Below are 14,489 nucleotides of genomic sequence, written 5' to 3' on the forward strand. Positions count from 1 at the left end.
GCGCGCAGAGAGAAGGGTCCTGGCATGCTGAAACGCAACGGAGCACGCACTGCGGTCGCGCTGGCTTTCCTATTCCTGATATTCTCCGGCGCGTCGTCCTGGGCCGCCAAACAACCGAAGCAGCCCAAGATAACCGACGCCGAATGCATCGCCTGTCATGCCGACGCGGGCCTGACCAAGGAAGTGAACGGCAAACCGGTATCGCTCGCGGTCGACCAGGAAAAGTTCAAGGGCTCGGTGCACGGCATGTTCGGCTGCACCGATTGCCATACCGACATCAAGTCGGCGCCGCATGAAACCCCGCCGGCGACACCGAAGTGCGCCACCTGCCACGCGGAGGAGAATGCCGCCTACAACCGCGGCTTCCACGCGCAGGCGGTCAAGCACGGCGACAAGCTGGCAGCCACCTGCCAGGACTGCCATGGCAGGGTGCACGAGATCCTGCCCATTACCGATCCCAAGTCCAAGGTGCATCGCTCCAACATTCCGGCCACCTGCGGCACCTGCCACGGGCAGAAATTCGTGATGGAGGCCAGCGGGCACAGTGCGCAGCCGTTCATCAATTACGAAGAGAGTGTGCACGGCAAATCCGTCGCCAAGGAAGGCGACAAGAGCAAGGCCGCGGTCTGCACTGACTGCCACGGCGCGCACGACATTTTGAACGGCGCCGATCCGAAATCTTCCATCGCGAAAGCCAACGTTCCCTTTACGTGCGGCAAGTGCCACACCGAAGTGGAACAGAAGTACATTGCCAGCATCCACGGCCAAGCCGTCACTAAGGGTAACTGGCAGGCCCCGGTGTGCACCGACTGCCACGGCATCCACACCATCAAGGCGCCCAGCAACCCCTCGTCTTCGGTTAGCGCGCTGAACATCTCCCGGTACACCTGCGGGCGCTGCCATGAGAACGTGCGCTTGGCGAGCGAGTTCGGTATGCCCGCGGGACGCGAAAGCACGTATTTGGCGAGCTATCACGGCCTGGCCTCGGAGAGCGGGTCCACGGTGGTGGCCAATTGCGCCAGTTGCCATGGCGCGCACGATATCCTGCCCTCGTCCGATCCCAGGTCGAAGGTCAACCACGCCAATCTGAAGGCCACCTGCGGCCAGTGCCATCGCGGTATCAGCGACAAGTTTCTGCAGGGCAAGGTGCACGTCAATGCGCCGCTCTCCGCCGATATCGGCAGCGTGGTGGTGCGCTGGATCCGGCGCATGTATCTGACGTTGATTCTGGTGACGATCGGGGCCATGCTGTTGCACAACCTGATCATCTGGCGCCGCAAGGCGCTGCTGCGCCGCGACGCGCACCGCCGCATCGTGCGCCGCATGGACACTAACCAGCGCATCCAGCACCTGACGCTGCTGATCAGTTTCTTCGTCCTGGTGATCACCGGGTTTGCCCTGAAGTTCCCGGACTCGTGGTTTGCCGAGTTGCTGAACCTGAACGAGACCTTGCGCAGCATCCTGCACCGCACCGCCGGCGGCGTGCTGATCGCTGCCGGCTTGTACCACGTCGGCTATCTCCTCATCAGCGCCGAAGGGCGGCGGCTGATGCTGGCCATGTTGCCTGAGCCCAAGGACGTGGTGGACGCGCTCGACAACATGCGTCACTACCTCGGGTTGAATGTGTCCAAGCCGCAATTCAAGCGCTTCAACTACGCCGAGAAGGCGGAATACTGGGCGCTGGTCTGGGGAACGATCGTGATGGCTGGCACCGGCTTGGCCCTGTGGTTCAAGGTGCAGGTTGGGCACACGCTGCCGCGCTGGTGGCTCGACGTCGCTACCGCCATCCACTTCTACGAGGCGGTGCTGGCGACGCTGGCGATCATCGTGTGGCACTTCTACCAGGTGTTTTTCGACCCCGACGTGTACCCGATGAACTGGGCCTGGTACGACGGAAAAGTCTCCGTCGAGCATTACCAGGACGAGCACGGCCTGGACATCGAAACGGTGCGCCGCGCGGTGGACGTAGCTGCGGCGGAAAGTGGCGAGCCGGAACCAGTGCCGCCGGCGTCGGAGGAAGAGAAACAGCCGGTTGGTCCGCGGCATTAACCAGCGGCGGGCAAGGTTGATGGCCCGTGGCGTGAATCACTGGTGATTGTGATCTGCGCCCACGGGCCGAGGTTTGTCAGGAGTTTATCTTTGGCGTAAGCTGCCCGGTTGCCGTTTCTCCCAGCGCGGCCACTGGCGCCTGATCGCCGCGCGCAGCAAGAACCTGGAGGAGTTTTGGATGGCCGACCAGCCCCAAGATGACATAGCTACGCCCCAGCCCCCGAATGGCCGCACGCCGGGGCTCATCCGTAATCCCATCAGCTTGATCGGCGCGGCGCTGGCGGTCATCAGCGCCGCCAACATCGCCTTCCTCATTTTTATTGATTACATTTCCGCCCGGCCCAGCCCCTACATCGGCATTTTCGCCTACATGATTATCCCCGCGTTCCTGATCCTGGGCCTGCTGCTGATTCCCGTCGGGATGTGGGCGGAGCGCTCGCGCCGGCTCACCCATGCCCCGTCCATGCCGCGCTATCCGCGCATCGACCTGAACAATCCCCAGCAGCGCAGCGCGTTCGCGTTTTTTGTCAGCTTCGCCATCGTCTTCGTCGCGCTCAGCGCCGCCGGCAGCTATCGCGCCTACGAGTTCACGGACTCGGTCCAATTCTGCGGCCAGCTCTGCCACAGCGTGATGAACCCCGAGTTCGTGGCCTACAGCCAGTCGCCGCACGCGCGCGTGCGCTGCGTCGATTGCCATGTCGGGCCGGGTGCCGGCTTTTACGTGCGCTCCAAACTCTCCGGCGCCTACCAGGTGTACGCGGTCGCGTTTCACAAATATCCGAAGCCGATCCCGACGCCGGTCGAAAACCTGCGTCCGGCGCAGGAAACCTGCGAGCAGTGCCACTGGCCGCGCAAGTTTTACGGCGCGCAGTTGAAGGTCTTCTACCACTACGGCAGCGACGAGAAGAACACGCCGCGGCAGATCCGCATGCTCATCAACACCGGTGGCGGTGATCCCACCACCGGCGCGCCTTCCGGCATTCACTGGCATATGAACATCGCCAACGAAATCACCTACATCGCCAGCGACCGGCAGCGTCAGGTGATCCCCTGGGTGCAGGTGAAGGACCAGAGCGGGCGCGTCACCGTGTACCAGTCGAAGGACAATCCCCTGAAGCCGGAACAGATCGCCAGCATGCCCAAGCGCCGCATGGATTGCGTGGACTGCCACAACCGTCCGACGCATATCTATCCCTCGCCGGACCACTCTGTGGACGAGTCGCTGCTGGCCAAGCGCATCGATCCAACGTTGCCCTTCGTCAAGCAGCAGGCGGTCGAGGTGCTCAGCGCCAAGTACAACACCACGCCGGAAGCCGTGCAGGCGATCGCCACCAACCTGGAGAAGTTCTACGGGGAAAAATATCCGGCGCTGTCCAAGAGCCGGGAACTGGAGATTCGCAGCGCCATTGCGGAGGTGCAGCGTATCTACAAGACTACGATCTTCCCCGAGATGAAGGTGGACTGGCGCGTGCACCCGAACAATATCGGGCACTTCCTTTCCCCCGGATGCTTCCGCTGCCACGATGGCGACCACGTCAGCGCCGGCGACGGCAAGGCGCTCACGAAAAACTGCGACACCTGTCACACCGTGATCGCGGAAGTCGAAAGCGGCCAGCCCGTGTACGGCAGTACCCTGGGCATGCCGTTCAAGCATCCGGTGGATTTGGGCGATATGACGGCCGTCAATTGCAGCGACTGCCACACCGGCGGCGTGGGACCATAAGAACAGTAAGCTGTAGCGGACACGAGATTGCAGTTAAGCGGCGCTCCGTAACTTGTGATAGGGCGATTTAGCGACAGTTACGCCATACATCTACAGATCCAGCCGTATTGGCCCGTCCTGCGGCGCAAGAGCAAGTTCTGCCGGAACCAACCGAAACGAAAGAACAGCTAAGCCGAAGTAGACCACGGCGAAAAGAACCAACCATCTGAAGTGCCCACTGAGGGTGAGATTCTCCACGGGATACCACCGATATGTAATCAGCAGGTCAACTAAACCACAACTGATGCCTCGTGGCCATCGCCACTTGCCATAGAAATAGACCTTGGCTCCGCAGTGACGGCATCTCCGGGGCAAGTCCCTTGGCCGAACCTTAGCTTTGCACTGTGGACATCGCATTTCGGCTGATATTCGCACAGCCCGAGAAAAAACCAAAGAAGCTGCCGTAACTGGCGGTAACAGCCCTGATCACAAGTTACGCGCGAAGCGTGCTGGGTGACCCTTCTCACACCAGGTTGTGACGACTGTCACGGCCTCATGTTCTCCTCCGGGTCTAGCCTTGAACCAAGTAGAGGAGAATGAGGATGGAAACCGGAACCGGCCCCAAAGCGCAGTCCAAGCCGCGGCTGATTTTCTGGGAAGTCACCAAGGGCTGTAACCTGCGCTGCATCCATTGCCGCGCCACCGCCACCGAGCTGAGTTCGCCGACCGACCTGCCCACCGACCGCGCCCTCGACATCATCACGCAAATCGCCGCCTACACCAGCCCCATCCTGGTGTTGAGCGGAGGCGAGCCGCTGTACCGGCGCGACATTTTTCAGCTTGCCCGTTTCGCCACCGACCGCGGACTGCGGGTCGCGCTGGCCACCAACGGCACGATGGTGACCAAGGAACTGGCCCGCCGCATCGTGGATTCCGGCGTGCGCCGCGTTTCCATCAGCCTCGACGGCTCCGACTCCCTCACCCACGACACCTTCCGCGGTATTCCCGGCGCCTTCGATGCCGCCGTGTACGGGCTGCGCAACCTGAAGGAGCTGGGCATGTCGGTGCAGATCAACACGACCATCGCGCGCCACAACGCCCACCAGTTGCCGCAGGTGCTGGAGCTGGCGCGAGCCCTCGGCGCCGACGCGCTGCACACGTTCTTGTTGGTGCCGGTCGGCTGCGGCGTGGACATCGCGGCCGAGCAGATGGTCCCTCCCGAGCAATACGAGGAGATGCTGAACTGGTTCTACGACCGCTCGCTGGAGGGTGGCATCGAGCTGAAGGCGACCTGCGCGCCGCATTATTTCCGCGTGGCTCGCCAGCGCCGCGCCGCAGACCGCCGCGCGGCTTCGGGCAGCGGAACGGGAGCCGGGATCGGTCCGACCGACATGATGATGCCGGGCTCCACCGGCGTCGAGATTCATCCGCAGGGCGGCAATCACGCCGCCAAGAACGCTGAGCACGCCGGCATGGGCGGTCATCCCGACGGCATGAACGCCATGACCAAGGGCTGCCTGGCGGGAACCGGCGTGTGCTTCATCTCGCACGAAGGGGAAGTGTTCCCTTGCGGCTACCTGCCGGCGGTTGCGGGCGACTTGCGCAAGCAGACGTTTGCCGACATCTGGGAAAACTCGGTGGTGTTCAACCAGCTCCGCGACACCGACAACCTGAAAGGGAAGTGCGGCTGCTGCGAGTTCCGCAACATCTGCATGGGATGCCGCGCGCGCGCCTACGCCGCAACCGGCGATTATCTCGACGAGGAACCGTTCTGCGTCTATCAGCCGCGCAGCGAAGCGCTGAAGACGCGCAAGACGGTTGCGGTGACGAACGACTGATTTTCTACGGCCGGGAGATCGTGCTGGTAAGCATCGTCAACCAGCGAGCCGCGGCACGATCTCCCGCAAGAACAGGGTACGGCGCCTGCAGCGGCAGTGGGGCCGCGCGCGCGACTAAAGTCACAGCCTGGAGTGAGGTTGGCGGCTAACCTTCATCACGACGTTTACGATATGGCGACGTTCCCTGCCACAGTCAAGCCCGCTCCCGTCGGCAAGGCGCGCATGCGCGCGCTGGTGATCCCACGCGAGCACGGCGCCTGGGGCCTGCTGCTGATCCCACTGATCACGGGCGCATGTGCGGGACTGGCGGTGCAGCGGAACTGGCTCTCGCTGGCGCTGTTCACCGTCGCGGCTCTGGCCTTGTTCTGGATACGCACCCCGGTGGAGAGCGCGCTGGGCACGTCGCCGATGCGAGCCCAGTCGGTGGCAGAGACCAATTGGCTGCTGCTGGCGATCGCGGTACTGGGCTCGACCGCCATGGCCTGTACTACCGTTCTGCTTTTGGAAGGCGACGATCGACTGCTGGTGCTGGGCGCGGCCGCCGCACTGGCCTTTATCGCGCAAGCGGCGGTGAAAAAGCTGGGACGCGGCGCGCGCATGGCGTCGCAACTCATCGGATCCATCGGGCTCACGCTCACCGCGCCCGCCGCCTGGTACGTTGTCACCCAACGGCTCGACACGACCGCGCTGGGCTTGTGGCTGGTCAACTGGATTTTCGCCGGCAACCAGATCCATTTTGTCCAACTGCGCATTCACGCGGCACGCGCCGCGACTCGGCAGGAAAAGGTTCGTCGCGGACGTGGGTTCCTAATCGGCCAATTTGCCATGAGCGCCGCGCTCTTGGCGGCCTGGCGCTTACACCTGGTGCCCGCTCTGGCGCTGCTGGCGTTTGTTCCGCTGCTGGTGCGTGGCTTGCTGTGGTTCAAAGCCGGTGCAAGGCCGCTTGTGGTCAAGCGCCTCGGATGGACAGAACTGGTGCACGGAGTAAGCTTCGGTTTGCTGCTCGTCACGGCATATCTCCTGTAGGGATCCCTCCTTTATCCGTATTTTGCAGACGTGGGTCCGGACTGACGCGCGCCGCCGGGCCGCGTACAATACCGCCAATGCCGACAACCCAAGCCACCGCAGCCGAGGTTCTGCGCCGCGTGCCGCTTTTCGCCGACCTCTCGGAAACGGAAATCAAGTTCCTCGCCGCGCGCGCTGTCCCGCGCCGCTACGCGCCCGGCGAACTGGTGTTTGCCGAAGGCGACGCCTGCCCGGGGCTGTTTGTCATCGAGAGCGGCGCCGTCCGCCTGTTCAAGAGCTCGCCCGGGGGACGGGAGCAGGTGCTCGCCATCGAGAAGTCTGGCAATTCCATCGCCGAGTTGCCCGTTTTTGACGGCGGAAACTATCCCGCCTCCGCCACGGCGATGGACGAAGCGCAGCTCTTGTTCGTCAGCAAACAGGATTTTCACTCCCTCTGCCTGGTTCACCCCAAAGTCGCGCTCAAGGTATTGCGCGTGGTGGGCAACCGGCTGCGACGGCTGGTTAACATCATTGAAGAGCTGTCGTTCACCACCATCCGCTCGCGCCTGATCTCGCTCTTGCTGCGCCTGGCCCGCGAGCAGGCCCCCGGCGCCACCGCCAACGTGCAGATCGCACTGCCCGCCAGCAACCAGGAACTGGCGGCACATATTGGCACCGTGCGCGAGCTGGTGTCGCGCAATATCAGCCGGCTGCAGGCTGAGGGACTCATCGAGGTAGACGGCCGCACCGTCACCATTCCCAAGCTTGCTGTACTGCGGAACCAGCTCGAAACCGGCGAGTAGCGCACAAGCAAGAATTATGAAGTAAGAAGTCAGAAGGCAGAAGTAACCCCATCGTGAATCGAAATTATCCGTCCGGCTTTCACTTCTTACTTCTGACTTCCTCGCCCCGTGACAAAAGTCATCGGCCCCGCCGCCTCGCCTCGCTATCCTTCTGGTCGAGAACGATTGACAGAGGGAGAACAAAGATGAACGTTGACACGGCAAAGACGGTGCGCGAAGTGGTGCTGGAATATCCGCAAGCTACCCGCGTGTTCGAGAACCTGGGCATTGATTACTGCTGCGGCGGCCAGAAATCGCTGCAGGAAGCCTGCGCGGCGCGCAACCTTGCCGTGGATGAGGTGCTTGCCTCGCTTGCGGCGCAGGCGGAGCAACCGGCGCCCTCAGCCGATAGGAAGACGGGGTCGTTGGCCGCGCTCATCAGCCACATCGTCGGCACGCATCATGCCTACGTGAAGGCGGAAGTACCGCGCCTCGAACAGCTCTTGGCAAAGGTCTGCTCGGTGCATGGGCAGAATCATCCTGAGCTGCACCAGATCCGTGAAACCTTCGCCGGCCTCGGCCAGGAACTCTCCATGCACCTGATGAAGGAAGAGAACATCCTGTTTCCGTACATCGTCGAGATGGAGAATGCGGTGACGTCGCACCAGGCGCCGCGCCGTCCGATGTTCGGCACGGTGAAAAACCCGGTGCAGATGATGATCATGGAGCACGACTCCGCCGGCGACGCGCTGCGCTCGATTCGCGCGGCCAGCTCGGAGTTCACCGCGCCCGAAGACGCCTGCATCAGCTATCGCACGTTGTACAGCGCGTTCCAGGATTTCGAAGCCGACCTGCACCAGCACATCCACCTGGAAAACAACATCCTGTTTCCGCGCGCCGTCGCCATGGAGAGCGGCGCCAACTGAAGTTTGGGCGTCCCACATCTGCCCGCCTTTGGCAGGTGTGGGCGTGGCCAACGCTAGCGCAAGGAGATTCGCGTGAAGCATCATTACTGCCCGACCTGCCAGCAGCCGTACGGCTGCCCGCGCGGTGAGGCGGACTGCGGTTCGCCCCACGTGTACGACTGCCTTTGCTGCTATCAGCGGCGCCACCGCCAGGAACTAGCGGCGCTGGTCGCCTCCGTGGTCACAAGGTTCGGTGACGACCAGAGCTGTGCCGGTTATGGCGACCTTTGCTACGCCCATTAACCGCGCGGCATCCTGGGGCGCCTCCGTTCTATAATCACGGCGTGCAGGATACTGTCTTGGTGCGCGAATGGGATGCCGAGCAGTTCCACGCCCGCGTCCTGGAACTGGAGGAGCAGGGCTACGTCGCCCGGCGCGACTCCTACCGCATCACCGCAGAGATGAACCCGGAAACCGGCTGGATCTCGCACGTCCATTCCATCGAACTCGCCAAGCCCGAGGCGAAATAACACCTTCGACCATCGAGCTCGTCTCCGACGAGGAGGCTGCTTAGTTGTCGCAGCCCTTCACAAGGATGAAGCGTGGTCGTGTTTGTGTGCGCTGCGGTCCAGTTCCTTCGCCCGTCGTCCGAAATACGTACCGCAGGCAGTGGCATAGGCGGGAATGAGGAAATACGCGAATCCCGCCAGACCGGATCTCCCGACGGGCAGCAGGTGCGCAAGCAGGGCCGAAAACAGTCCAATACAGCCCACACCCACGTTTTCGAACAGCGAGTGCTGGGTAAGCAATGTCTCGTGCGGGTCAAGTTCCAGTTCGCCGCGTTTGCGGTAGGCGTTGCCGTACAGCAATGCCAGGATGCCGAATACGGCAGCGAAGCCCAATCCGTAGATGGTCATCAGCATGGGCACGTCTTGCGGGCCGAGCATGGCGTCAAGCGCGGTTCTTCCGCCGACGGTGGCTCCGCCGGTGATGCTCCCGACAAGCGTGGTGAACAGGAATTTCAGCGGGTACACATAAAACAGGACCACGAACAACAACCCTGCATTCAGCACTACGGTGACGCCGTCCTGCAAGCCGTACCGCCGAAAGTAGCGATAGTGATAGAACCAGACCTGCACCAGGATGGCGAAGCAGACGCCGAAGGCGACGAAGCCGCGCATAGTGTCCATGAGCTCGTCAAACGTGTGTGGCACTTCCAGCGAAACCACGAGCAGCGTTAGCGCGAAAGCGAAGACGGCATCGCTGAAGCCTTCCAGGCGGGTGATTTCGCCGGCGCGCCAGCGGAAATGCTTCTCCACCCCGACACCGTGCTCGTGCGCCGTGTTCCTAAACATGATTGTTGCCTCAATCTATTCCTAACTCCTAACTCCTAACTACCAACCGCCGCCTGCACCGTCTCCGACGGCTGTTCCTTGCCAAACTCGCCTTCCCAGCGCGCGATCACCACCGTCGCCAGGCAGTTGCCGATCACGTTCACCGAGGTGCGCGCCATGTCCATCAGCTCGTCAATGCCGAGGATCACGAAAATCGGCCATTCCGGCAGGTGAAACGAGGCCGCCGTGCCCAGCAGGATCACCAGCGACGCCCGCGGCACCCCGGCCACGCCCTTGCTGGTCAGCATCAGCGTAAACACCATCACCAGTTGCTGTCCGAAGCTGAGGTGAATTCCCGCCGCCTGGGCCACGAACACCGAAGCCAGCGCGAGATAAAGCGTGCTGCCGTCCAGGTTGAAGCTGTAGCCGGTGGGAATGACGAACGCGACGATCTGCCGCGGCACGCCGATCGCCTCCATCGCTTCCATGGCGCGCGGCAGCGCCGCCTCTGATGATGTTGTGGCGAACGCGATCGAAGCCGGCTCGGCAATCGCCTTGATAAACCGCCGCAGTGGCACCCGCGCCATCAGCGCCACCGGCAACAGCACGCCGAGCAGGAAAACGGTCAGTGCGACGTACAGCGTTGCCAGCAGCTTGAACAGGTTTACCAGGATTCCCAGGCCCATGTGCCCCACCGTGTTGGCTATCGCCGCTCCCACGCCGATGGGCGCGAACATCATCACGATGTTGGTGAACTTGAACATGGTCTCCGACAGGCTCTCGCAGAAGGTCAGCACCGGCCGTCGTTTCTGATCGTTCAGCAGCGCCAGCGCGATCCCGAAGATGATGCTGAACACCACGATCTGCAGCACCTGCCCCTCGGCCACCGACTTGGCGATGTTTTCCGGAAAGGAGTGCAGGAGGATGTCGACCGCGCTCTGCTTCTGTGTCGGCGGCAATTCGGCGTGCAGCGCGGGCGGCGCGTTCACGCCCACCCCGGCCTTGCTCAGATTGATCGCGCCCAGCCCGATAAACAGCGCGATCGTGGTCACGACTTCGAAGTAAATGAGCGCCTTGATCCCCATGCGCCCCACTTGCTTCAGGTCGTGATGCCCGGCGATGCCCACTACCAGCGTGCTGAATAGCAGCGGCGCAATGATGGTCTTGATCAGCCGCAGAAAAATTAGACTGAGCACGCGCAGGTTGACCGCGACGTGCGGGAAGTCGTGCCCAATTTCCGCGCCCACCACCATGCTAACCAGAATCCATGTGGTCAGCGAGCGCTGGACAATGGCATAGGCGATCAGCGCGATAATGGCGGCCCAGCGCACGACGGCGGTCGCGCTGGCGGGAGTGTGAAAAACACCGTAGCGGTCGCCGACCACGAGCACGGCGGCGACGAAGAACAGCGCGAGTGCGGCAATCAGCGAGCGGGCCTTCATGGAGAGTTTCCGGTTTAATTTTCAGTGTCGCGTTTCAAGTCTATTCTCGCCGGTGCGGGGCTCGGTCCTCACCGCTTGCAGCGCAACGAGGGGCAGAACGAGGGGGATGTCAAACTGCAACCTCTGTTGACAGTGTCTCAGTTTGCCAATTCGTAATGTTCGCGGTTCTTGTTGCAAACCCACGCTGGCTGCCGTTTGGTCCCCCGAATGATCTCTCCGCCGTTAGTGCCAGTGCCCACTTGTGACCCAGCAATCGACGCGTAGGATTCAAATGTCTGTGTTCCATTGCAGCCAGGATATTTGCAAGGTCGAGTATCGTTCTCGCTCGGCATTTCGATGATCCTCGTGTGGGTTAATGTTTCAGAAGTGTAATGTCCTCTAGCGTCCAAACGTGCTCTGCCAAGCTATCTCAACGCGTCTTCCAGTGCGGCGCTGGCGTCCGTCTTTTCGTCGCGATATTTGATGATCACCGGCGCATACACCGATAATCCCCACTCGATCGCTTTCCCGCGGTTCAACGCCCGCGAGCCCGGCACCACGACCGCATTCTCCGGCACCACCAGCGGCTGATCGCCCGACGCGCGGTAGACTTCGTCGCGCACCACGTCGTAGAGCGGCGTCGAGCGTGTCAGGATGGTGCCGGCGCCCAGCACGGCGCGCCGCCGCACCTGCGTGCCTTCGTAGACACCGCAATTGCCGCCCACCAGCACGTCGTCCTCGATGATCACCGGCGCGGCATTCACCGGTTCGAGCACGCCGCCGATCTGCGCCGCCGCACTCAGGTGGACGCGCTTCCCAACCTGCGCGCACGATCCCACCAGCGCGTGCGAGTCCACCAGCGAGCCCTCGTCCACGTACGCCCCGGCGTTGATGTACATCGGCGGCATGCAGATCACGCCCGGCGCAACATACGCTCCGCTGCGCACCGAGGATCCGCCCGGCACCACTCGCACGCGGTCCTCGGGCGTGAAGCGGTGCACCGGAAACGTGTCTTTGTCCACGAACGACAGCGCGCCGCCGCCGCTCATGTCCACGATTTCGCCCAGCCGGAACCCGAGCAGGATGCCCTGTTTCACCCAGACGTTGACCTGCCATGCCCCGTCGCGCTTCTCGGCCGCGCGGATTCGTCCGGCGGTCAGCGCCTCCAGGAACTCGTCAAATACGCGGCGGGCATCTTGCTTGTCCACGGCGGCGCCCAGCGAAAACAGGCGCTCAATCGAGGGTTGCAAGGATTCCATGGGGCGGCAGTATATCGAAGTCAGAAGTAAGAAGTCAGAAGTAAGAAGAAGCTATCTGGCTTTGTTGACATCCTTTCGTTCGCCCTGCTGCATTCCCAAAAGGATAGCGCGGCCTCAGCCCCGCACGGGCGACAGAACCTAGCCCGGCACGTAAGTGCCGGGAAAGTTGCCTTTAAATTACACAGAGTCCCGTAGGGACGGCACGAAGTGAAACTCGCTTCCTGCCAGGATCTCAACAAAGCCAAGCTATCTCATGAATGGCGTAGGGCACGGCTTCAGCCGTGCCGTCGGAGCCGCGAATAATGCGAGCTTTAGCCCCCGACGGAATCCGGACTTCAATGAAATGGTTCGATTACCGCCGAGAGCGTGGCCACCGATTACGAGTAGCCCTGTCAGCGTAGCGGCGGATCTGCAACACAAACTCGCCGCCGCACAAAAAACGCCCGGCATCACCGGGCGCCGCCTCCTAACCACCAATTGCCAACCACTACGACGCCACGCTCGCCATCTTTCCCAGTTCAAGATGCTGCACGATCTTCTCCAGCTTGGCGCGGTTCTCCGGTTTCATGCGCGTCAGCGGCAGCCGGTAGTTTTCCTCGATCTTGCCCATCATGGCGAGCACCGCCTTCACCGGGATCGGATTCGACTCGATAAAGTTCGCCTGCATCAGCGGCAGGTAGCGCCGACAAATCGCGCGTGCCTTCTTCCAATCGTTGCCCAGCGCCGCGCGCGTCATCTCGGTCATCTGGCGCGGAATCTCGTTCGACGCCACCGAAATAATGCCCACGCCACCCAGCGAGATCACCGGCAGCGTCATCGCGTCGTCGCCCGAGAACACCAGGAAGCTCTCCGGTACGGCGTTGAACACATCGGCAATTTGCGACATATTTCCGCTGGCCTCCTTTACCCCGATGATCTTCGAGATCTGCGCCAGCCGGCCCAGCGTCGCCGGCTCCAGGTTCGCGCCCGTGCGGCCGGGCACGTTGTACAGGATCAGTGGCTTGTCCACCGCCTCGGCGATCGCCCGGAAGTGCTGGTACTGCCCCTCCTGCGTCGGCTTGTTGTAATACGGCGACGCCGTCAGGATCGCGTCCACGCCCTGCATCGCCGCCACGGTCTTCGCCTTCTCGACCGCGTCTTGCGTGCTGTTTGAGGTTGCGCCGGCGACGATCGGCACGCGCCCGTGCGCCACCGTAATCGTCACCTCGACGACCCGCAGCCATTCTTCACGCGACAGCGTCGGTGTCTCGCCCGTCGTGCCGCAGGGGACAAGAAAGTCAATGCCGCTCTCGACCTGCCATGCGACCAGGTCTTTGAGCGCGGGCTCGTCAATCGATCCGTCCGCCTTGAAGGGCGTGACAATGGCTGTGCCGCAGCCATAAATCTGCTTCATAAATCACCTGTGATGAAGAAATCGATTCGTACAGTCTAAATTCTCGGCCCGGTGAACGGTGAACTTTAGCGCAATTCGCGGAAGATGTCTTTGAAATCGTAGAACCCGCTTTTGCCCTGGAGCCACTCCGCCGCCCGCACCGCGCCCTCGGCAAATCCGCGTCGCGACTTGGCCTCGTGTACCAGCGTGATGCTGTCGCCCGCCGATTCGAATGTTACCTGGTGCATCCCAACCACGTCGCCCTCGCGCTCCGACTCGATCGGCAGCTCCGCCTGCACCGTGTCGCGAATCACGTTGCGGATCGCCACCGCCGTACCCGACGGCGCATCCTTTTTATGTACGTGATGTCTCTCCAGGATCCGTCCTTGGTAGCCGTAGCGCACGGCAGGCGCGACCGCGCGTGCGATATCGAAAAACAGGTTGACGCCGATGGAAAAATTCGCGGCATACAGCAATCCGATTCCGCTCTGCTCGACCAGCGGCTTAATGCGCGGCAACTCGCCGTACCACCCGGTCGTGCCCACCACCAGGTTGGCGTGCGACCGAATGCAGGCCGCGATGTTCTCTACCACCGACGTAGGAGTCGTGAAATCGATGACCACGTCGATTGTTTCCAGCAGCCCGGGCGTGAGCTTGCGCGCGCCTTGGTTGTCGGCGCTCCCGAACACCGTTACCGCATGCCCGCGCTCGCGTGCCACCTCGGCCACCAGCGACCCAGTCTTCCCGCGGCCCAAAAGTAGCAAATTCATGATGCCTCCCGGTCATTCCAACGCGGCACTGGAAACTAGAAACCAGAAACTA

General features: G+C 62.3%; 13 protein-coding genes. 8 read left to right on the top strand and 5 right to left on the bottom strand.

What is annotated here, in order from left to right:
• Positions 1-24 precede the first annotated feature (24 nt).
• The 8 genes from LAN64_08800 to LAN64_08835 all read left to right on the top strand — a co-directional run bounded on the left by LAN64_08800 (position 25) and on the right by LAN64_08835 (position 8,811).
• Positions 25-2,049 (top strand): cytochrome b/b6 domain-containing protein, encoded by a 2,025-nt coding sequence (locus LAN64_08800; protein ID MBZ5567934.1) that lies wholly within the window; start codon positions 25-27, stop codon positions 2,047-2,049.
• A gap of 178 nt (positions 2,050-2,227) precedes the next feature.
• Positions 2,228-3,772, top strand: a complete 1,545-nt coding sequence (locus tag LAN64_08805) for a NapC/NirT family cytochrome c (GenBank protein ID MBZ5567935.1) — start codon at positions 2,228-2,230, stop codon at positions 3,770-3,772.
• A gap of 581 nt (positions 3,773-4,353) precedes the next feature.
• Complete coding sequence (locus LAN64_08810; protein MBZ5567936.1) at positions 4,354-5,589, top strand: radical SAM protein; 1,236 nt, start codon at positions 4,354-4,356, stop codon at positions 5,587-5,589.
• Positions 5,590-5,727: 138 nt separating this feature from the next.
• Entirely contained in the window at positions 5,728-6,615 is an 888-nt protein-coding gene (locus LAN64_08815; GenBank protein MBZ5567937.1) for a YwiC-like family protein, read from the top strand.
• Between the two features lie 77 nt (positions 6,616-6,692).
• Positions 6,693-7,397, top strand: a complete 705-nt coding sequence (locus tag LAN64_08820) for a Crp/Fnr family transcriptional regulator (GenBank protein ID MBZ5567938.1) — start codon at positions 6,693-6,695, stop codon at positions 7,395-7,397.
• A gap of 185 nt (positions 7,398-7,582) precedes the next feature.
• Positions 7,583-8,302 carry an iron-sulfur cluster repair di-iron protein gene (gene ric / locus LAN64_08825; protein ID MBZ5567939.1) on the top strand — a complete coding sequence of 240 codons (720 nt, stop codon included), beginning with the start codon at positions 7,583-7,585 and terminating at the stop codon, positions 8,300-8,302.
• A 72-nt stretch (positions 8,303-8,374) separates the two neighbouring features.
• Positions 8,375-8,584 carry a hypothetical protein gene (locus LAN64_08830; GenBank protein MBZ5567940.1) on the top strand — a complete coding sequence of 70 codons (210 nt, stop codon included), beginning with the start codon at positions 8,375-8,377 and terminating at the stop codon, positions 8,582-8,584.
• 41 nt (positions 8,585-8,625) lie between these two features.
• On the top strand, positions 8,626-8,811 hold the full coding sequence (locus LAN64_08835; protein MBZ5567941.1) for a hypothetical protein: 186 nt from the start codon (positions 8,626-8,628) through the stop codon (positions 8,809-8,811).
• A gap of 57 nt (positions 8,812-8,868) precedes the next feature.
• Here the strand turns inward: LAN64_08835 and LAN64_08840 are convergent, their stop codons facing one another.
• From LAN64_08840 to LAN64_08860, 5 genes are all read right to left on the bottom strand, one after another.
• Entirely contained in the window at positions 8,869-9,636 is a 768-nt protein-coding gene (locus tag LAN64_08840; GenBank protein MBZ5567942.1) for a DUF1211 domain-containing protein, read from the bottom strand.
• 35 nt (positions 9,637-9,671) lie between these two features.
• Complete coding sequence (locus tag LAN64_08845) at positions 9,672-11,057, bottom strand: cation:dicarboxylase symporter family transporter (GenBank protein ID MBZ5567943.1); 1,386 nt, start codon at positions 11,055-11,057, stop codon at positions 9,672-9,674.
• Positions 11,058-11,461: 404 nt separating this feature from the next.
• Positions 11,462-12,295 carry a 2,3,4,5-tetrahydropyridine-2,6-dicarboxylate N-succinyltransferase gene (locus LAN64_08850; GenBank protein MBZ5567944.1) on the bottom strand — a complete coding sequence of 278 codons (834 nt, stop codon included), beginning with the start codon at positions 12,293-12,295 and terminating at the stop codon, positions 11,462-11,464.
• Positions 12,296-12,782: 487 nt separating this feature from the next.
• Positions 12,783-13,688 carry a 4-hydroxy-tetrahydrodipicolinate synthase gene (gene dapA, locus LAN64_08855; protein ID MBZ5567945.1) on the bottom strand — a complete coding sequence of 302 codons (906 nt, stop codon included), beginning with the start codon at positions 13,686-13,688 and terminating at the stop codon, positions 12,783-12,785.
• A gap of 65 nt (positions 13,689-13,753) precedes the next feature.
• The gene (locus tag LAN64_08860) at positions 13,754-14,437 is read right to left on the bottom strand and encodes a 4-hydroxy-tetrahydrodipicolinate reductase (protein MBZ5567946.1); all 684 of its coding nucleotides are present in this window, start codon (positions 14,435-14,437) and stop codon (positions 13,754-13,756) included.
• Positions 14,438-14,489: the final 52 nt, after the last annotated feature.

Source organism: Terriglobia bacterium, assembly GCA_020073185.1.
In the GTDB taxonomy this organism is placed as follows: Bacteria; Acidobacteriota; Terriglobia; order Terriglobales; family Acidobacteriaceae; genus JAIQGF01.

Bases quoted from the DNA above. Each gene is read 5' to 3' on its own strand.
- LAN64_08800 (MBZ5567934.1), top strand. From the start codon at position 25: ATGCTGAAACGCAACGGAGCACGCACTGCGGTCGCGCTGGCTTTCCTA.
- LAN64_08805 (MBZ5567935.1), top strand. From the start codon at position 2,228: ATGGCCGACCAGCCCCAAGATGACATAGCTACGCCCCAGCCCCCGAAT.
- LAN64_08810 (MBZ5567936.1), top strand. From the start codon at position 4,354: ATGGAAACCGGAACCGGCCCCAAAGCGCAGTCCAAGCCGCGGCTGATT.
- LAN64_08820 (MBZ5567938.1), top strand. From the start codon at position 6,693: ATGCCGACAACCCAAGCCACCGCAGCCGAGGTTCTGCGCCGCGTGCCG.
- ric (MBZ5567939.1), top strand. From the start codon at position 7,583: ATGAACGTTGACACGGCAAAGACGGTGCGCGAAGTGGTGCTGGAATAT.
- LAN64_08840 (MBZ5567942.1), bottom strand. From the start codon at position 9,636: ATGTTTAGGAACACGGCGCACGAGCACGGTGTCGGGGTGGAGAAGCAT.
- LAN64_08845 (MBZ5567943.1), bottom strand. From the start codon at position 11,057: ATGAAGGCCCGCTCGCTGATTGCCGCACTCGCGCTGTTCTTCGTCGCC.
- LAN64_08850 (MBZ5567944.1), bottom strand. From the start codon at position 12,295: ATGGAATCCTTGCAACCCTCGATTGAGCGCCTGTTTTCGCTGGGCGCC.
- dapA (MBZ5567945.1), bottom strand. From the start codon at position 13,688: ATGAAGCAGATTTATGGCTGCGGCACAGCCATTGTCACGCCCTTCAAG.
- LAN64_08860 (MBZ5567946.1), bottom strand. From the start codon at position 14,437: ATGAATTTGCTACTTTTGGGCCGCGGGAAGACTGGGTCGCTGGTGGCC.